Raw genomic sequence first — 16202 nt, 5'->3', positions numbered from 1 at the left:
AAGCCATTTGGGGAGAGTCGGTCATGCGTCGCCTCCTTTAGGCTTGCGCGGTTTCGCGGGGGCCTTGGGCTTGGCGGGCGCCTTTTCGGCCTTCGCCGTCGCGGGCGTCTTGGCCTTTGCCGCGGGCTTCGCCTTCGCGCCGTCCTTGCTCGGCTTGGCCGCGGCCTTGTTCGCGCTCTTGCCGGCGCCGGTCTGCGCTTCGCGGTCGGTGGTCTTCGGGGTCGGCGGCGGCGCGGCCTTGGCGTCGTCGGCCTTCTTCACTTGCTGCGCGGTCATCGGGCTCGGCGCGCCCTTGCCGGGTGCTTCGCCGGTGCCACCAGCCTTTTCGTCGCCGGGCAGGATATAGTCGGCGCCCTCCCACGGGGAGAGGAAGTCGAAATTGCGGAAATCCTGCGCCAGCCGCACCGGTTCATAGACGACGCGCTTGTCCTCTTCGGAATAGCGCAGCTCGGTATAGCCGGTGAGCGGGAAATCCTTGCGCTGCGGATGGCCCTGAAAGCCATAGTCGGTCAGGATGCGGCGCAGGTCGGGGTTGCCGCTGAACAGCACCCCGTACATGTCGAACACCTCGCGTTCGAGCCAGCCGGCGTTCGGCCACACCGGCACCACGGTCGGCACCGGAGTCGCCTCGTCGGTCGACACGCGCACGCGCAGGCGATGATTCTTCGTGACGCTGAGCAGGTGATAGACGACCTCGAAGCGCTCGGGCCGGTCGGGATAGTCGACCCCGGCGATCTCCATGAGCTGCTGATATTCGAGGACGTCGCGAAGCTGCACCATCACGCCGGCCATCGCCTCGCGCGCTACGGTGATGCTGTCTTCCTCGACCGCCTGCACATGCGCGAGCAGGTCCTTGCCGAGCAGCTTTTCGAGCGCGGCGGCGAGACCCTCGCGCGGCGCAACCAGGGGAGCGGGATTGGTCATCAGCGTTCGATCGTCCCGACGCGGCGGATCTTCCGCTGCAATTGCATCACGCCATAGAGCAGAGCCTCGGCGGTCGGTGGGCAGCCGGGGACATAGATGTCCACGGGCACGATACGGTCGCATCCGCGCACCACCGAATAGCTGTAATGATAATAGCCGCCGCCGTTGGCGCAGCTGCCCATCGAAATGACATATTTGGGGTTCGACATCTGGTCGTAAACCCGGCGCAGCGCCGGAGCCATCTTGTTGCACAGCGTCCCCGCGACGATCATCACGTCCGACTGGCGCGGGCTGGCGCGCGGCGCGGCGCCGAAACGCTCCATGTCATAGCGCGGCATGTTGACGTGGATCATCTCGACCGCGCAGCAGGCGAGCCCGAAGGTCATCCACCACAGCGAGCCGGTGCGCGCCCAGTTGAACAGATCCTCGGTCGAGGTGACGAGGAAGCCCTTGTCGCCGACCTCGGCGTTGAGATCGTCGAAAAAGCCCTGGTCCGGATTCGTCCCCGGAGCGACAGGGCTTGCGACCGGCATCTGGCCGGGAGTCAGGATCGTTGAAGTGCTCATTCCCAATCCAGCGCGCCTTTTTTCCACGCGTACACAAGGCCGATCGCAAGCTCGGCCAGAAACACCATCATCGTCGCCCAGCCAGCCCAGCCGATCTCCTTCAGGCTGACGGCCCAGGGAAAGAGGAAGGCGGCTTCGAGGTCGAAGATGATGAACAAAATGGCGACCAGATAGAATCGCACGTCGAACTGACTGCGGGCATCTTCAAAGGCGGGGAAGCCGCATTCATACTCGGTCAGCTTCGCCGGGTCGGGCTTGTGCGCGCCGGTCAGGCGGGCGACGCCCATCGGCAGAAACACGAAGGCCGCCGACAATCCGAGCGCGATGGCCAGGAAAATCAGGATCGGCAGATATTGCGTCAGGTCGACCATGGGAGCTCGCAGTCATGTTTTCGGGTGTTGGCCACCCGTTTATGCGGGCGCTTTAGGCCAGCGCGCCGCGCCTCGCAAGCACTGCGGGCAGGAAAATGCCGGCACCGCCGACAAAAGCGCGAAGGCGGGTGGCAGCTGGCCCCGGCCCTGTGCTAGGCCCTTGGCAGAGGGGCTGTTTTTGCCGGATAGCCAGCATCCGGCGCGTGGATGGGAGCTCTTATGGGACGATCGTCAATCGCGGCTGCACTGGCGCTCGGCGCGGCCGCACTCGCGGCTACGCCCGCGCAGGCCGAACTGGTCAGTGCCGCCAATCCCCAGAAGATCAAGGAAATCATGGAGTCGCGCGGCTGGCCCGCCAATCTCGTCATGAACGCAGGCGAGGATCCCTATATCGAAAGCGACCGCGACGGGCTGCAATTCCTCGTCATCTTCATGAACTGCACCGCGGGTCGCAACTGCCGGACGCTGCAATATTATATGGGATTCGGCGCCGCCAAGGACGTTTCGCTCGAACGCTTCAACGAATGGAATCGCGAAAAGCGCTTCGCTCGCGCCTATCGCAGCGAAAAGGGCGCGCCGGTGCTCGAAATGGACGTCGACGTCGACTTCAAGGGCATCCCGCGCGAGAATCTCAACGAGACCTTCAACACCTGGGCGGCGCTGATGGACAGCTATCGCGATTTCGTTTTTGGTGACGGGTAGAATTGCAATCGAGGGGGGCGATCAAATGACGATGACGGGATCGGTGCGATGGATGCTGCTCGCGGCGGCGTTGGCAACGGCCAGCAGCGCGACGGCGGCCGAAGACCCGCGTGTCTTCGCCGATGCCGATCAGATCGCGGCGCTGCTGAAGACCGAAGGCCATGAGGCCAAAGTTTCGGTCGACAAAGCCGGCGACCGGATGATCGAGTCGCAGCACAACGACCGCAACTATCGCATTTTCTTCTACGGCTGCAGCGAAGGCATCGTTGCGGGTCCCTGTACGTCGGTGCAATTCTACATCGCCTTCACGCGCGGCAAGCCCTTTCCCGCCGACCGGATCGCCGAATGGAACGGCAATTGGCGCTTCGGCCGTGCCTACCTCGACGGCGATAAGGATCCGGTTATCGAAATGGACCTCAATCTCGACGCCGGCGGCATGTCGAAGGCGCTGTTCCTCGATACGCTCGACATCTGGTTCGAAGTGCTCGGCAATTTCGACGAGTTCGTCTTCACCGACCCGGATGCAAAGCCGGAATCGGACGCGGCGAAGTCAAAGGAAGACTGAGCTACCTTCGGATCAGGCGCCGCGCAGCGCGCCTGCGACCAGCTTTTGCAGCTTCGAGTGCACCGCCCCGCTGCCCGCGATATATTCGCTGCGCTCGATCGCGCGGTCGCCGCCGCGGAAGTCGCTGACGAAGCCGCCGGCTTCGCGCACCAGCAGCATGCCGGCGGCGACATCCCAGATGTTGAGCTCGCTTTCCCAGAAGCCGTCGAAACGGCCCGCGGCGACCCAAGCGAGGTCGAGGCTCGCGGCGCCGAAGCGGCGAATACCGGCGACTTCGGGCGCGACCGCGCCAAAGATGCGGCTCCACTGCGCCATGTCGCCATGCCCCATGAAGGGGATGCCGGTCGCGATCAGGCATTCGTTCAAATGGCGGCGCGACGCGACGCGCAGGCGCCGGTCGTGCAGCCACGCGCCGCGGCCGCGCTCGGCCCAATAGCTCTCGTCGGTGACCGGCTGATAGATCAGCGCCGCGGTGACATCGCCCCAGCCGCCGCCGAGCTTTGGTTCCTGCACCGCGATCGAGATCGCGAACTGGGGGATCGCGTGGAGGAAATTCGACGTGCCGTCGAGCGGGTCGATGATGAAGCGCGGCTTGCCCTCTTCGCCCTTGATCTCACCGGCTTCCTCCATCAGGAAACCCCAGCCGGGGCGCGCGTGGGTCAGTTCGTCATAGAGGGTGCGCTCGGCCGCCTGGTCGGCCTTCGACACGAAGTCTGCGGGGCCCTTTTGCGACACCTGCAGATGCTCGATCTCGCCGAAGTCGCGGCGCAGCTTGGTGCCGGCCTTGCGCGCGGCGCGTTCCATGACGGTGATGATGCCCGATACGGCCATTGTTCTTCCCTCAATCGTCGCCCCCGCGAAGGCGGGGGCCGCTGGCAACCTTGCGCTATGCCGATAGCGGCCCCGCCTTCGCGGGGGCGACGTCAGTTAGTCGGCACGCCGCACATATTCGCGGTCGTAGACGTTGACCACGATCCGCGTGCCGCTGGTAATGTGCGGCGGCACCATCACGCGCACGCCATTGTCGAGGATCGCGGGCTTGTAGGACGAGGAGGCGGTCTGCCCCTTCACCACCGCGTCGGCCTCGACGATCGTCGCTTCGATCTGCTCGGGCAGCTCGACCGAGATCGGGCGCTCTTCCCACAGTTCGAGCACGACATCCATGCCGTCCTGCAGGAATTCGTGCGCGTCGCCGACGACATCCTTGCCGATGGTGATCTGCTCGTACGTATCCTTGTCCATGAAGACGAGATCGTCGCCCTCGGCATAGAGATACTGGAAATCCTTGGTGTCGAGACGAACCTTCTCGACCGTGTCGGCGCTGCGGAATCGGTTATTGAGCTTGCGCCCGTCGATCAGATTCTTGGCTTCGACCTGCATATAGGCGCCGCCCTTGCCCGGCTGGGTGTGCTGGATCTTGGTGACCTTCCAGATGCCGCCTTCAAACTCGATAATATTGCCGGGACGGATTTCAACGCCGGTGATCTTCATCGCGCACACTCACAGTTCAAGGATGGAAAGAGCCGCCGGCACGCCGCAGCGCGCCGGTCACAGGAGCGCGCCCTTAGCGGGGGACGCGGCGAAGGGCAAGCGGCGCGTGCGGTCAGGCCGTGGCTTCGACCATCCGGCGCGTCCGCGCATAGCTGAGGACGATGAGCCCAGCGAACAGACCAAGGCCGATCAGCACCGAAGGCAGTTGGAATCCGTCGCCCACCACCGCGAGCGGCGCATCCTTGTCGGTCACATAGACCGCTCCGGCATAGAAGACGCCGAACAGGCTGTCGCCAACGATCATGCCGGTCGCGGTCAAAACGCCCATGCGATGCGCGAAGGCCGGGTTGGAGCGCCGTTCGGCCCAGCGATCATAAAACCAGCCCCCGACCGCGCCGATCACGACGGGCAGGATGACCGCCATCGGCAGATAGATGCCGATGCCGATCGCGAGCGGCGGCAGCCGCAGCTTGCGCGCGCGTCCGAGCATCTCGTCGACCAGGATGAAACCGGCACCGGCGAGCGCGCCATAGCTCAGCATCGTCCAGTTGAGATCGCCGCCCAGTACGCCCTTTGCCAGCGAGGAGATGAGTCCCGCCTGCGGCGCAGCGAGCGCGTTTGGCCCGGCGCCGGGCACGCCGACGAAGCCGACGGTCTCGTTGAGCACATTGAGGACCGGCGGCACGACAAGCGAACCGAACACGACACCGATGATCAACGCCACCTGCTGCTTCCACGGCGTCGCACCCACCAGTTGACCGGTCTTGAGATCCTGCAGATTGTCGTTCGAGATCGTCGCGATGCCGAAGACGAGGCCGGTCACGATCAAAGCATAGGCTACCATGGCTGCGCTCGCCTCGTCTCCGCCGCCACGACCGAGCAACCCGACGAGCAGCAGCGACGATGCGATGATCGCTAGAATGCCGATGCCCGACACGGGAGAGTTGGACGCTCCGATGAGGCCAGCCATATAGCCAGTTACCGACGCGATCATCAGGCCGATCACGATGATGAAGACGAGCGCACCGGCAACGAGAATCGCCGCCGAGCCCGCAAGCGGGCCGCCGGCAAGCACCGACCAGAGCAGCCAGGCGGTCGGCAGCAGGATCAGCAGCGAACCGCCGAACACCCAGCCGATCGAAATATCCTGCTCCTCGACCGCGAGGGCAGCGCCCGCATGACGCGCCCTGCTCGCCGCCATGGCCGAACGTATCCCGCCGATCACGGGGCTCGCGATCTTGAGGAGCGTCCAGAGCGCGGCGACCGCGATCACGCCCGCGCCGAAAAAGCGGACCTCATCGCGGAATACGGTGTTCGCGATCGTTTCGGCGTCGGCCCCGGCGACACCCTGCGTCAGGATCGGCAGCAATATCCACCAGCCGGTGACCAGTCCGACGAGTTGGGCGAGGCCGACCGACAGACCGACGAGATGCCCGACCCCGAACAGTGCGAAGCCCAATCCGCCCGCGATGCCGGTCGCGCCCGCCCCAACCTTGAACCAGCGTGCGACCTCTCCCGCGGCAAGCTTCATCTGGGTGAGCAGTGCAAAGCCGGCCGCGATCAGCCCGTTCCACAGAAGCGCCGACAAGCCCGCCTTGTTCTCCTCCGCTCCCTCGGCGCTTGCGGCACCGACGCGCAGCACTTCGGCGGCGGCCCGCCCTTCGGGATAGGGCAGATCCGCATCGACAACGAGAGCGCGGCGCAGCGGCACGGAGAAGAGTACGCCCAAAATGCCGCCGAGCATGGTGATCGCGGTCGTTTCGAGCAGCGGAAAGCCCTGCCAGTAGCCGACCATCACGAGTCCCGGCAGCACGAAGATGATCGCCGCAAGCGTTCCCGCCGCGCTGGCGATCGTCTGAACGATGTTGTTTTCGAGAATCGTCGATCCGCTCATATGGCGCAGCAGCGCCATCGATATCACCGCGGCGGGGATCGAGGTCGCGAAGGTCAGCCCGACCTTGAGGCCGAGATAGACGTTCGCTGCGGTGAACAGCAGAGTGATCAGCCCGCCGAGGATGATCCCCCGCAGCGTCAGTTCGCGCAGCCCTGTGGCGGCTTGGTCGGTCGTTGTCATAAAATGTCTCCCCGGCGCCATGCTGTTGCGCCGCGCCGCGCATTGCGCAAGCGAAAAGGCGACGAACCGAGGCCGATTTGTCGCATCGATCCAATATCGCCCCGCGCACCACTGCCATAGCGGCGCGCATGATGAGCATCGATTACTCCGACCAGCTTCGCCCCCCGCGCCGGACGGCACCCAAGAACCCGCGGCGCGCGACGCCGTGCGCTGGCCTGTTCGGCTGGCGCAAGGACGAGCAGCGACCAGGCAGGGAAGATGAGACGCCGCACCGCGACTATCCGGCGGGTTGACCCTCCAGCACCGCCGCGAAGGCGCGCACCGCCGCCGCGGGACCATCCTTATGGCTCCACACCGCGCCCGATACCGCGAGGAAATCGGCGCCGGCGTCGACCAGCTCCCCGGCGTTCGCGGGCGTGATCCCGCCGATCGCGACGCAGGGCAGCTCGAACAGCCCCTGCCACCAGCTCAGGATTTCGGGATCGGCGTGATGCTCGACCGCCTTGGTCGTGGTCGGAAAGAAGGCGCCGAAAGCGACATAATCGGCCCCGGCCTCGCCCGCCTCCATCGCGAGATGGCGGCTGGCATGGCAGGTCACACCGATCTGGGCATCGGGCCCGAGCAGGCGCCGCGCTTCCTTCGGATCGCCGTCGCCCTGCCCCAGATGGACGCCGTCGGCGCGCAGCCGCTTCGCGAGCGCCATGTCGTCGTTGACGATGAAGGCGGTCTCGTGCGCGGCGCAGATCGCCTGCACCGGCTCGGCGAGCCGGGCGGCTTCGTGCTGATCCACCCCCTTGACGCGAAACTGGAACGCCGCGACCGGCGCGGCGGCGAGCGCCTCTTCCAGCCGGGCGGGAAAATCGCCCCCGACGTCGAGCGGCGAGATCAGATAGAGCTGGCAGGTCCGTGTGGTCATGGCGGGTTCATAGCCACGCCGCCATGCTCGGGCAAATGCAGAAAATGCCGCGCCTCGTCGCCCTGTCGCTCGTCGCCCCGCTCGCCCTCTCCGCCTGCGCGGCGAGCCGGTCGGCGCCGCCCGAACCCGCGCCGCTTCCCGACGCCTCCAGCATCGCCCTCGGCCAGCGCGCCTATGCCGATGGACCGATCGTCCAGCCGGTGCAGGTCCTCGAAGACAGCCGCTGCCCCGAAAATGTCATGTGCGTGTGGGCCGGGCAGGTACGGCTCAAGATGCTGTGGATTCGACCCGGCGGCCGTTCGCAGGCGTTCGAGGCGATCCTCGGCAAGCACATCCCGCTCGCCGACGGCACGATCCTGCTCGAAAGAGTCACGCCCGCAAGGCATACCGGGCAGCCGATCAAGCCCGGGGATTATCGCTTCGCGTTTCGCTTCGACGGCGGGCTTTGAGTTCCTCTTCATTGCGAGCGCAGCGAAGCAATCCAGAGTAACGTAGACCGCCCTGGATTGCTTCGCTGCGCTTGCAATGACAGAAATATGGGCGTCAGCGCACCCGCGCCAGCACGAACCCGTCCCATTTCTTCGCGCCCACGGTCTGCACCGCGGTCGCGTCGAGGCGCGGTTCGGCGCTCAGCATGTCGAACAGCGCGCGCGTGCCGTCGATGCGCGGGTCCCCGCTGTTCGCGTCGAGCACCCCGCCCTCGCGCACGACATTGTCGACGACGATCACCGTTCCGCTGCGCCCCAGCCGGATCGCCTCGGCGACATAATGGGAATTGCCCTGCTTGTCGGCGTCAATGAAGACGAAGTCGAAGGGCGCTTCGTCGGCCATCGCGGCGAGGCTGTCCGCCGCCGAGCCGACGCGAATGTCGACCTTGTCCGATACCCCGGACCGCTTCAGATTCTCGCGCGCAACGTGGGCGTGTTTGCTTTCGATCTCCAGCGTCACCAGTTCGCCGTCCTCGGGCAGCGCGCGGGCAAGCCAGATGGTCGAATAGCCGCCGAGCGTCCCGATTTCGAGAATGCGCCGCGCTCCCGCGATTTGGGCGAGCAGGAACAACATCTTGCCCTGCGCCGGCGACACGTCGATCGGCGGCAGTCCCTCGGCGGCATTATGCGCCAGCGCGGCCGCCAGCGCCGCGTCGTCGCCGAGCAATTTCCCGGCGATATAGTCATCGACCGCTTGCCAGCGTTCGCCCATCAGGCGACCGAGGCCGCGTGAATCTCGTCGATCGCGCCGCCGAGCGAGGCGTTGAACTCCTCGTCGCTCATCGGCGCGCGCAGATCTTCGAGCAGGGCGCGGCTGAAGCTCGCGATGATGCCGGGGTTCTTCGCCAGTTCGGCGCACGCCTCGGACCGCGCGAAGCCGCCCGACAGCGCCACGACCCGCAGCACCTTGGGGTGATCGACGAGCGGCTGGAACAGCCCGGCCTCGGTGGGCAGCGACAGCTTCAGCATGACCGGCGCGCCGTCCCAGGCGTCGAGCGCCGCGAGGCTTTCCTTCAGCAGCAGGCGGTCGGCCGCGTCGCGCTCGGGGCTCTTGATATTGACCTCGGGCTCGATGATCGGGACGAGGCCGTGCGCCGCGATGCGCTTCGCTTCGGCGAACTGCTGCTCGACGATCGCCTTGATTCCCGCCGGGTTGGCGAGGTTGACGACGCTGCGCATCTTGGTCCCGAACACGCCCTTCGCCACCGCACGATCGCACAGCGCGTCGAGATCGGGCATCGGCTTCATCAGCTGGACGCCGTCGGCCTCCGCCTCCAGCCCCTTGTCGACCTTCAGGAACGGCACCACGCCGCGTTCCCACAGCAGCGCCGGCACGGGCTTGCCGCCGGCCTCGCCGTCCATCGTGCGTTCGAACAGGATCGCGCCGATCACCTTGTCGCCGTTGAAGCAGGGCGCGGTAACGATGCGGCTGCGCATCGCATGGATCAGGCCGAACATTTCCTCATCGTTCGAAAAGGCGTCTTCGCCGATGCCATAGCCCTTGAGCGCCTTGGGCGTCGAACCGCCGCTCTGGTCGAGCGCGGCGATGAAACCCTGGCCCGATTTGATCTGGTCGAGCATGGCGGCATTGGCGGTGGTCATAAGATCTCCGGTTATTTGCATACGTATGTGGCGGCGCGCATAGCTGTCCCGCGCGCGGGATGCAATGGCACGAAAACTCTATGCTTTCAGCGCGTCGACGCCCGGCAACGGCTTGCCTTCCATCCATTCGAGAAAGGCGCCGCCAGCGGTCGAGACGAAGGTGAAATCGCCCGCCACGCCGGCATGGTTGAGCGCTGCGACGGTATCGCCGCCGCCCGCGACCGAGATCAGCGAGCCTTCGCGGGTCAGCGCTGCCGCGGTCTTCGCGAGCGCGACGGTCGCCGTATCGAACGGCGGTGTCTCGAACGCGCCGAGCGGGCCGTTCCACACCAGGGTGCGGCAGTTCTTCAGCACGTCGGCGAGCGCCTCGACCGCCGCCGGGCCGACATCGAGGATCATCTCGTCGGCGGCGACCTCGTGGACGTTGACGGTGCGCGTCGGCGGGTTGGGCGCGAATTCCTTCGCGACCACCACGTCATAGGGCAGATGGATGGTGCAGCCGGCCTTGTCGGCGGCGTCGAAGATCGCGTTCGCGGTATCGACCAGATCATGCTCGCACAGCGACTTGCCGACATCGACCCCGCGCGCGGCGAGGAAGGTGTTCGCCATGCCGCCGCCGATGATCAGATGGTCGACCTGGCCGACCAGATTTTTGAGCACGTCGATCTTGCTCGACACCTTGGCGCCGCCCACGACCGCCGCGACCGGGTGCGCCGGATTGCCGAGCGCGGCATCGAGCGCCTTCAATTCGGCCTCCATCGCGCGCCCCGCATAGGCCGGCAGCCGGTGCGCGATGCCCTCGGTCGATCCGTGCGCGCGGTGCGCCGCCGAGAAGGCATCGTTGACGTAGATGTCGCCGATCTCGGCGAGCGCATCTGCGAAGGCAGGGTCGTTCTTTTCCTCGCCCGCGTGGAAGCGCGCATTTTCGAGCACCGCGACATCGCCGGGTGCGAGCACTGCGACGCCCGCCTGGGCGCCCTCGCCGATGCAGTCGGGGATGAACATCACCGAATGGCCGAGCACGTCGGCAACCCCGTCGATGACGAGGCTCAGGGACTGGGTCGGGTTCTTCGCGCCCTTCGGCCGTCCGAAATGGGCAAGCAGCAGCACGATCGCGCCCTTGTCGGACAGTTCGCGGATCGTCGGCATCGCCGCGCGGATCCGCGTATCGTCGGCGACCGCGCCGTCGGACATCGGGACGTTGAGATCGACGCGGACGAGGACGCGCTTGCCGGTGACGTCGCCGATGTCGTCGAGGGTCTTGAAGCTGCTCATATTCGACTCCATTCGCCCCGACAGCATCGAAGCGTCTTCGCGTCTCTATGTCTCGTCATTGCGAGGCCCCGAAGGGGCCGCGGCAATCTCCAGCGATTAGCTCATGTGCCATGGCTGGAGATTGCTTCGTCGCTGCGCTCCTCGCAATGACGATGTGCGAATGATCTTACAGCAGCCCCGCGATCACACCGGCGGTGTCGACCATGCGGTTCGAGAAGCCCCATTCATTGTCGTACCAGCTGACGACGCGAACCAGCTTGCCTTCGAGAACCGAGGTTTCGAGGCTGTCGATCGTCGAGCTTGCGGGGCAATGATTATAGTCGATCGAGACGAGCGGCTCGTCCGAATAGGCGAGAACGCCCTTCAGCGCGCCTTCCGACGCATCCTTCAGAATCTGGTTCACTTCCTCGACGCTCGTGTCGCGCTTCGGGGTGAAGGTCAGGTCGACCAGGCTGACGTTCGGGGTCGGCACGCGGATCGCCGATCCGTCGAGCTTGCCCTTGAGTTCGGGCAGCACTTCGCCGACCGCGCGCGCGGCGCCCGTCGTTGTCGGGATGATCGACATGCCGGCGGCGCGCGCACGGCGCATGTCGCTGTGAATCTGGTCGAGGATCTTCTGGTCGTTGGTATAGGCGTGCACCGTGGTCATCAGTCCGCGCTCGATGCCCAGCGTGTCGTTCAGCACCTTCGCGACCGGCGCGAGGCAGTTGGTGGTGCAGCTCGCGTTCGACACGATCTTGTGATCGCCGGTCAGCTTGTCGTGGTTGACGCCATAGACGACGGTCAGGTCGACGCCCTTCGCGGGCGCCGAGACCAGCACGCGCTTGGCGCCGGCGGCGAGATGCTTGCCCGCGCTCTCGGCGTCGGTGAAGAAGCCGGTGCATTCGAGCGCGATGTCAACGCCCAGCTCGCCGTGCGGCAGGTTGGCGGGGTCGCGTTCCTTGGTGACGCGGATCTCCTTGCCATTGACGATCATGTGGTCGCCTTCGGCCGACACCTCACCCGGGAAAGGACCATGGACGCTGTCGCGCTTGAACAGCAGCGCATTGGCCTTCGCATCGGCAAGATCGTTGATCGCAACGAGTTCCAGCCCGCAATCGGGGCGTTCCAGGATGGCGCGCGCGACGAGGCGGCCGATGCGTCCGAAACCGTTGATTGCGACTTTCACTGCCATGACGAAACGTCCTTTCTGCGTGGGAGCGGCCGGGTCCTTATTGGCCCAGCCGGGTCAGGATTTGGGGAGCGATAGCATCGGCGGTCAGGCCGAAATGCTTGAATAGGTCTTCGATCGGCGCCGACGCGCCAAAGCTGTCGATACCGAAGCGCAGGCCGTGGCGCCCGGTATAGCGTTCCCAGCCGAAGGTGGTGCCCGCCTCGATCGACACGATCAGCGCATCGTCCGGCAGGACATCGACCTGATACGCCGCATCCTGCTCGTCGAACAGCTCGGTCGATACCATCGAGACGACGTCGGCGCCCTGCCCGGCCGCCTCCAGCTTGTCCGCGATTTCCATCGCGAGCGACACTTCGGAACCCGTCGCGACGAGGACGACCTTGCGGGCGGCCGCGGCATCGCGCAGGCGATAACCGCCTTTCGCGCAAAGATTTTCGGTGACGTCATGACGCAGCGGCGGCAGGTTCTGGCGCGTGAGCGCGAGCAGCGTCGGCCGATCCGTCTGCGCGAGCGCGAGCGCCCAGCATTCGGCCGTTTCGACCGCGTCGGCGGGGCGCATGACGAGCAGGTTCGGCATCGCGCGCAGCGACTGGAGATGCTCGATCGGCTGGTGCGTCGGGCCGTCCTCGCCCAAGCCGATGCTGTCGTGCGTCATCACATAGACGACGCGCTGGCGCTGGAGCGCCGACAGGCGGATCGCGGCACGGCAATAGTCGGCGAACACCAGGAAGGTGCCGCCATAGGGAACCACCCCGCCGTGCAGCGCCATGCCGTTCATCGCCGCCGCCATGCCGAATTCGCGGATGCCATAATAGATATAGCGACCCGAGTAATCGTTTCTGGTCAGCGGCTTGGTCGACGAAGTTTTGGTGTTGTTAGAACCGGTCAGATCGGCGCTGCCGCCGACCAGCGCGTCGATGTCGGCGGTGAGTGCGGTCAGCGTGTTTTCCGACGCCTTGCGCGTCGCGACCTTCGGCGGCTCGGCGACGAGCCCGTCGAGATAGGCCTTGAACGCCGTGCCGGGGATCACCTTGCCAGCAATCCGTGCCTCGAAATCCTTTTTCTTTTCGTTGCTTGCAAGGCGATTCTTCCATTCGGAATGAAGCGTCTTTCCAGCATCGCCAAACGCCTTCCACGCCGCGGCGATGTCGGCCGGGATGACGAAGGGCTCGGCAGTCCAGCCGAGCGTCTCGCGCGCCGCCGCGACCTCGTCGGCGCCCAGCGCCGCGCCGTGGGTGGCCGAGGTGCCCTGCTTGTTCGGCGCGCCGAAGCCGATGATCGTCTTGCACGCAATCAGCGACGGCCGCTCGTCGGCGAGCGCGGCGTCGATCGCGCGGCGAACATCGGCGGGGTCGTGCCCGTCGCACACCCCGACATGCCAGCCGGTCGCCGCATAGCGCGCCTTCACATCCTCGCTCGTCGACAGGTCGGTCGATCCGTCGATCGTGATCCTGTTGTCGTCCCACAGCACGATCAGCCGGCCGAGCTTCAGATGTCCGGCCAGACCGATGGCTTCGTGGTTGATGCCCTCCATCAAGCAGCCGTCGCCGGCGATCACCCAGGTGCGGTGATCGACCAGGTCGTCGCCATAGATCGCGTTCAGATGCCGCTCGGCGATCGCCATGCCGACCGCGGTCGCGAGCCCCTGCCCCAGCGGCCCGGTCGTCGTCTCGACACCCGCGAGCTCGAAATTCTCGGGATGCCCCGCGCAGGGGCTGCTCAGCTGGCGAAACCCGCGGATCTCGTCCATCGTCGGATGTGCGTAGCCCGCGAGGTGGAGCGTCGCATAGGCGAGCATCGAACCATGCCCAGCCGACAGCACGAATCGGTCGCGGTCGGGCCATGCCGGATCGGCGGGATCAAACTTCAGATAGTCCGAGTAGAGCACCGTCGCGACATCGGCCATGCCCATCGGCATTCCCGGATGGCCGCTGTTCGCGGCTTGTACGGCGTCCATCGCAAGCGCGCGGATGGCGTTGGCGAGCTGGCGTTCGGGCAGTGTCATTCGTCCCCCGGAAATGGCTGGGCTGGCGTGCGCGACTGCCCTTTGCGGCGCGGCGGGCAGGAGTCAACCGCCCGCGGCAAGAAATCGCGCAAAAGCCGGTTTCGGCTCCAGATCCGGCCTCGGCAATTGCGCCCATCGGGCGCCGCTGCTACGTCCTTGCTTATGGAACTCGATCTCGACGAATCCAGTCTCGCCATCGGCCGCATCGAACGGGCGCTGAGCCGGATCGAGAAGGCGCTGGCCGAACGCGCCGAGCGGCCCGCCCCCGCTGCAGCTGCTCCAGCCCCCGAATCCTCGGCGCTGAAGGCCGAAGTCGCGGCGGTGATCGGCGAACTCGACCGCCTGATCGCGGACGCGAAGCATGGCTGACGTCCGCCTCAGCATCGCGGGACGCCCCTACGACGTCCATTGCGCCGACGGACAGGAGGACCGGATTCGCCAGCTCGCCGCGATCATCGACGAGAAGGCGCGTAGCGTTCAGGGCGGAACCGAGGTGCGCCAGCTTCTCTTTGCGTCGCTGATGCTCGCCGACGAAACGCAGGAAGCGCGCGGCAAGGTCGAAAAGGCGGCGCCACAGTCCGATTCGCTGCGCGCCGCAGTCGCGCTCGCCGAAAGCCGCGAGGCGGCGGCGAAGGACGAGCTGCGGGCCGCGCAGACGCGGGAACAGGAAGCGCTCGCCGAAGCGCGCGCCGCCACCGAGCGCGAAGCTGCGGCGCTCGCGGAGCTCGAAACGCTGCGGCAGGGCGCGCCGGTCGTTCCCGCGCCGCCTTCAGGCCATCACGACCGCGCGCTCATGCAGATTGCCGACCGGATCGAGGCGCTCGCGACGAAAGTCGAGCAAATCCCTTGAGACACCGCGCCCGCGCCCCTAAATAGGGGGCGGCGGGCACTGCCCGGCACGAGCCGCTGCGAATATCCCTGAGGCGATACATCATCCAAGGGAGCTGTCCCTGCCCGGGCCCTGGCCCGACGTACATGGCCCCCACCTGACGTTACTGGCGTCAGAGGATTTTCCGGCAAACGACCACGGCGGTCCCGCCAACCCGCCGATAGAAAGAGCCAGGAACGGCGATGACCGACATGTCCGCCGATCCGGTCCGGCAGAAGCAGGCGCTCCGCGAGCGGCTGCGCTTTCGGCGGCGGCATTTCGCCGCGAATCTCGACGGCATGGCGCGCCTCGCCGCCTTCCGCGTCCTTCCTCAGCCGCTCGCCGACCTGATCGAAGGCCGCGATCCGGTCGCGGCCTATGTCGCCTGGGGCGACGAGCCCGACATCCTGCCCGCGCTGACAAGCTGCCCGATCGCCCTGCCCTTCCACCGCGACCGCAGCGAGACGATGGAGTTCCGGCGCTGGACGTCGGACGGCGCGCTGACGAAGGGCCCGTGGGGAACGCATCAGCCCGCCGACGAAGGCCTCTCCGTCCAGCCCGCGGTCATTCTGTGCCCGCTCGTGGGATTCGACCGGAACGGCGGGCGGCTGGGCCAGGGCGGCGGCCATTACGACCGCTATTTCGCCGCGCACCCCGGCATTCCCCGCATCGGCGTCGGCTGGTCGGTGCAGGAAGTCGATGCCATACCCGCCGAATCGACCGACGCGCGGCTCGACGCCGTGCTGACCGAACAGGAATTTATCGTCTGTGGAGACCGCTTGTGAGTGAAGAGCCCGCCCGCCCCGATCAACCGAGCTGGCGCAAGCCCGCGGGCATCTTCCTGATCCTGCTGCTGATCGCGGTCTGGGCCGCGATCGTCGTCAGCCTGTCGCCATGGGTCGGCACCTGGCCGATCCTGGTTCAGGCGATCTTCTATCTGGCGGCAGGGATCGTCTGGATCCTGCCCTTGAAGCCGCTGCTGCGATGGATGGAGCTGGGGCGCTGGCGCGGCTGAAGGGCCACGCCGGGCCGGGGTATTTCCGACGATGATGTGATCCCAAGCCGCGGTTGCCATTCCGTCCGAAAAGACAGGGAATGGCGCGAGTGACGGGGCTCGAACCCGCGACCTCCGGCGTGACAGGCCGGCACTCTAACCAACTGAGCTACACCCGCGTGCGCTT

The 16202-nt window shown here is 66.2% G+C and carries 20 protein-coding genes and 1 tRNA gene; 8 read left to right on the top strand and 13 right to left on the bottom strand.

What is annotated here, in order from left to right:
* Positions 1 to 21: 21 nt before the first annotated feature.
* Genes ACOTSS_RS07975 through ACOTSS_RS07965 form a run of 3 tightly spaced genes read right to left on the bottom strand, consistent with a single transcriptional unit; the run spans position 22 to position 1861 of the window.
* The gene (locus ACOTSS_RS07975; RefSeq protein WP_448690961.1) at positions 22 to 924 is read right to left on the bottom strand and encodes an NADH-quinone oxidoreductase subunit C; all 903 of its coding nucleotides are present in this window, start codon (positions 922 to 924) and stop codon (positions 22 to 24) included.
* The gene (locus ACOTSS_RS07970; RefSeq protein ID WP_095385192.1) at positions 924 to 1457 is read right to left on the bottom strand and encodes a NuoB/complex I 20 kDa subunit family protein; all 534 of its coding nucleotides are present in this window, start codon (positions 1455 to 1457) and stop codon (positions 924 to 926) included. Before ACOTSS_RS07970 ends, ACOTSS_RS07975 begins: the two co-directional genes overlap by 1 nt.
* Positions 1458 to 1486: 29 nt before the next feature.
* Positions 1487 to 1861, bottom strand: a complete 375-nt coding sequence (locus ACOTSS_RS07965) for an NADH-quinone oxidoreductase subunit A (protein ID WP_448690960.1) — start codon at positions 1859 to 1861, stop codon at positions 1487 to 1489.
* A 219-nt stretch (positions 1862 to 2080) separates the two neighbouring features.
* Here ACOTSS_RS07965 and ACOTSS_RS07960 point away from each other — a divergent pair, with 219 nt between their 5' ends.
* Together ACOTSS_RS07960 and ACOTSS_RS07955 are read left to right on the top strand one after the other, a co-directional pair.
* Positions 2081 to 2563, top strand: coding sequence for a YbjN domain-containing protein (locus tag ACOTSS_RS07960; RefSeq protein WP_448690959.1), 483 nt, complete (start codon positions 2081 to 2083; stop codon positions 2561 to 2563).
* Between the two features lie 25 nt (positions 2564 to 2588).
* Positions 2589 to 3128 (top strand): YbjN domain-containing protein, encoded by a 540-nt coding sequence (locus tag ACOTSS_RS07955; RefSeq protein WP_448690958.1) that lies wholly within the window; start codon positions 2589 to 2591, stop codon positions 3126 to 3128.
* 12 nt (positions 3129 to 3140) lie between these two features.
* Here ACOTSS_RS07955 and ACOTSS_RS07950 read toward each other — a convergent pair whose 3' ends face one another.
* The 3 genes from ACOTSS_RS07950 to ACOTSS_RS07940 all read right to left on the bottom strand — a co-directional run bounded on the left by ACOTSS_RS07950 (position 3141) and on the right by ACOTSS_RS07940 (position 6693).
* Entirely contained in the window at positions 3141 to 3959 is an 819-nt protein-coding gene (locus tag ACOTSS_RS07950; RefSeq protein ID WP_448690957.1) for an inositol monophosphatase family protein, read from the bottom strand.
* Positions 3960 to 4055: 96 nt separating this feature from the next.
* The gene (gene efp, locus ACOTSS_RS07945) at positions 4056 to 4619 is read right to left on the bottom strand and encodes an elongation factor P (protein WP_095384449.1); all 564 of its coding nucleotides are present in this window, start codon (positions 4617 to 4619) and stop codon (positions 4056 to 4058) included.
* 112 nt (positions 4620 to 4731) lie between these two features.
* Entirely contained in the window at positions 4732 to 6693 is a 1962-nt protein-coding gene (locus tag ACOTSS_RS07940; protein WP_448690956.1) for an OPT family oligopeptide transporter, read from the bottom strand.
* 128 nt (positions 6694 to 6821) lie between these two features.
* Here ACOTSS_RS07940 and ACOTSS_RS07935 point away from each other — a divergent pair, with 128 nt between their 5' ends.
* Entirely contained in the window at positions 6822 to 6986 is a 165-nt protein-coding gene (locus ACOTSS_RS07935; protein WP_448690955.1) for a hypothetical protein, read from the top strand.
* On the opposite strand, the gene thiE is transcribed toward ACOTSS_RS07935, so the two are convergent.
* The gene (gene thiE / locus ACOTSS_RS07930) at positions 6971 to 7609 is read right to left on the bottom strand and encodes a thiamine phosphate synthase (protein WP_448690954.1); all 639 of its coding nucleotides are present in this window, start codon (positions 7607 to 7609) and stop codon (positions 6971 to 6973) included. The genes ACOTSS_RS07935 and thiE overlap by 16 nt on opposite strands.
* Positions 7610 to 7632: 23 nt before the next feature.
* Here thiE and ACOTSS_RS07925 point away from each other — a divergent pair, with 23 nt between their 5' ends.
* Complete coding sequence (locus ACOTSS_RS07925; RefSeq protein ID WP_448690953.1) at positions 7633 to 8058, top strand: hypothetical protein; 426 nt, start codon at positions 7633 to 7635, stop codon at positions 8056 to 8058.
* Positions 8059 to 8152: 94 nt separating this feature from the next.
* On the opposite strand, the gene ACOTSS_RS07920 is transcribed toward ACOTSS_RS07925, so the two are convergent.
* The 5 genes from ACOTSS_RS07920 to tkt all read right to left on the bottom strand — a co-directional run bounded on the left by ACOTSS_RS07920 (position 8153) and on the right by tkt (position 14153).
* Positions 8153 to 8809 carry an O-methyltransferase gene (locus tag ACOTSS_RS07920; RefSeq protein WP_448690952.1) on the bottom strand — a complete coding sequence of 219 codons (657 nt, stop codon included), beginning with the start codon at positions 8807 to 8809 and terminating at the stop codon, positions 8153 to 8155.
* On the bottom strand, positions 8809 to 9678 hold the full coding sequence (locus ACOTSS_RS07915) for a fructose bisphosphate aldolase (protein WP_448691307.1): 870 nt from the start codon (positions 9676 to 9678) through the stop codon (positions 8809 to 8811). Before ACOTSS_RS07915 ends, ACOTSS_RS07920 begins: the two co-directional genes overlap by 1 nt.
* 99 nt (positions 9679 to 9777) lie before the next feature.
* A complete protein-coding gene (locus tag ACOTSS_RS07910; protein WP_448690951.1) occupies positions 9778 to 10974 on the bottom strand; it encodes a phosphoglycerate kinase in 1197 nt (398 codons plus the stop codon).
* A gap of 166 nt (positions 10975 to 11140) precedes the next feature.
* Entirely contained in the window at positions 11141 to 12148 is a 1008-nt protein-coding gene (gap, locus tag ACOTSS_RS07905) for a type I glyceraldehyde-3-phosphate dehydrogenase (RefSeq protein ID WP_448690950.1), read from the bottom strand.
* Positions 12149 to 12185: 37 nt separating this feature from the next.
* Positions 12186 to 14153, bottom strand: a complete 1968-nt coding sequence (gene tkt, locus ACOTSS_RS07900) for a transketolase (protein WP_448690949.1) — start codon at positions 14151 to 14153, stop codon at positions 12186 to 12188.
* A 162-nt stretch (positions 14154 to 14315) separates the two neighbouring features.
* On the opposite strand from tkt, the gene ACOTSS_RS07895 reads away from it, so the two are divergent.
* The 4 genes from ACOTSS_RS07895 (at position 14316) to ACOTSS_RS07880 (ending at position 16036) form a co-directional block, all read left to right on the top strand.
* On the top strand, positions 14316 to 14522 hold the full coding sequence (locus tag ACOTSS_RS07895) for a hypothetical protein (RefSeq protein ID WP_448690948.1): 207 nt from the start codon (positions 14316 to 14318) through the stop codon (positions 14520 to 14522).
* On the top strand, positions 14515 to 15003 hold the full coding sequence (locus ACOTSS_RS07890) for a cell division protein ZapA (RefSeq protein ID WP_448690947.1): 489 nt from the start codon (positions 14515 to 14517) through the stop codon (positions 15001 to 15003). Before ACOTSS_RS07895 ends, ACOTSS_RS07890 begins: the two co-directional genes overlap by 8 nt.
* A gap of 221 nt (positions 15004 to 15224) precedes the next feature.
* On the top strand, positions 15225 to 15806 hold the full coding sequence (locus ACOTSS_RS07885; RefSeq protein WP_448690946.1) for a 5-formyltetrahydrofolate cyclo-ligase: 582 nt from the start codon (positions 15225 to 15227) through the stop codon (positions 15804 to 15806).
* A complete protein-coding gene (locus tag ACOTSS_RS07880) occupies positions 15803 to 16036 on the top strand; it encodes a DUF2842 domain-containing protein (protein WP_448690945.1) in 234 nt (77 codons plus the stop codon). Before ACOTSS_RS07885 ends, ACOTSS_RS07880 begins: the two co-directional genes overlap by 4 nt.
* Positions 16037 to 16117: 81 nt before the next feature.
* Here the strand turns inward: ACOTSS_RS07880 and ACOTSS_RS07875 are convergent.
* A tRNA-Asp gene (locus tag ACOTSS_RS07875) sits at positions 16118 to 16194 on the bottom strand.
* Between the last annotated feature and the right edge of the window lie 8 nt (positions 16195 to 16202).

The organism is Sphingopyxis sp. NJF-3 (genome assembly GCF_053514865.1).
This window is presented reverse-complemented; position numbering and strand designations above follow the sequence as displayed.

Bases quoted from the DNA above. Each gene is read 5' to 3' on its own strand.
- ACOTSS_RS07975 (WP_448690961.1), bottom strand. From the start codon at position 924: ATGACCAATCCCGCTCCCCTGGTTGCGCCGCGCGAGGGTCTCGCCGCC.
- ACOTSS_RS07970 (WP_095385192.1), bottom strand. From the start codon at position 1,457: ATGCCGGTCGCAAGCCCTGTCGCTCCGGGGACGAATCCGGACCAGGGC.
- ACOTSS_RS07965 (WP_448690960.1), bottom strand. From the start codon at position 1,861: ATGGTCGACCTGACGCAATATCTGCCGATCCTGATTTTCCTGGCCATC.
- ACOTSS_RS07960 (WP_448690959.1), top strand. From the start codon at position 2,081: ATGGGACGATCGTCAATCGCGGCTGCACTGGCGCTCGGCGCGGCCGCA.
- ACOTSS_RS07955 (WP_448690958.1), top strand. From the start codon at position 2,589: ATGACGATGACGGGATCGGTGCGATGGATGCTGCTCGCGGCGGCGTTG.
- ACOTSS_RS07950 (WP_448690957.1), bottom strand. From the start codon at position 3,959: ATGGCCGTATCGGGCATCATCACCGTCATGGAACGCGCCGCGCGCAAG.
- efp (WP_095384449.1), bottom strand. From the start codon at position 4,619: ATGAAGATCACCGGCGTTGAAATCCGTCCCGGCAATATTATCGAGTTT.
- ACOTSS_RS07940 (WP_448690956.1), bottom strand. From the start codon at position 6,693: ATGACAACGACCGACCAAGCCGCCACAGGGCTGCGCGAACTGACGCTG.
- ACOTSS_RS07935 (WP_448690955.1), top strand. From the start codon at position 6,822: ATGATGAGCATCGATTACTCCGACCAGCTTCGCCCCCCGCGCCGGACG.
- thiE (WP_448690954.1), bottom strand. From the start codon at position 7,609: ATGACCACACGGACCTGCCAGCTCTATCTGATCTCGCCGCTCGACGTC.
- ACOTSS_RS07925 (WP_448690953.1), top strand. From the start codon at position 7,633: ATGCTCGGGCAAATGCAGAAAATGCCGCGCCTCGTCGCCCTGTCGCTC.
- ACOTSS_RS07920 (WP_448690952.1), bottom strand. From the start codon at position 8,809: ATGGGCGAACGCTGGCAAGCGGTCGATGACTATATCGCCGGGAAATTG.
- ACOTSS_RS07915 (WP_448691307.1), bottom strand. From the start codon at position 9,678: ATGCTCGACCAGATCAAATCGGGCCAGGGTTTCATCGCCGCGCTCGAC.
- ACOTSS_RS07910 (WP_448690951.1), bottom strand. From the start codon at position 10,974: ATGAGCAGCTTCAAGACCCTCGACGACATCGGCGACGTCACCGGCAAG.
- gap (WP_448690950.1), bottom strand. From the start codon at position 12,148: ATGGCAGTGAAAGTCGCAATCAACGGTTTCGGACGCATCGGCCGCCTC.
- tkt (WP_448690949.1), bottom strand. From the start codon at position 14,153: ATGACACTGCCCGAACGCCAGCTCGCCAACGCCATCCGCGCGCTTGCG.
- ACOTSS_RS07895 (WP_448690948.1), top strand. From the start codon at position 14,316: ATGGAACTCGATCTCGACGAATCCAGTCTCGCCATCGGCCGCATCGAA.
- ACOTSS_RS07890 (WP_448690947.1), top strand. From the start codon at position 14,515: ATGGCTGACGTCCGCCTCAGCATCGCGGGACGCCCCTACGACGTCCAT.
- ACOTSS_RS07885 (WP_448690946.1), top strand. From the start codon at position 15,225: ATGACCGACATGTCCGCCGATCCGGTCCGGCAGAAGCAGGCGCTCCGC.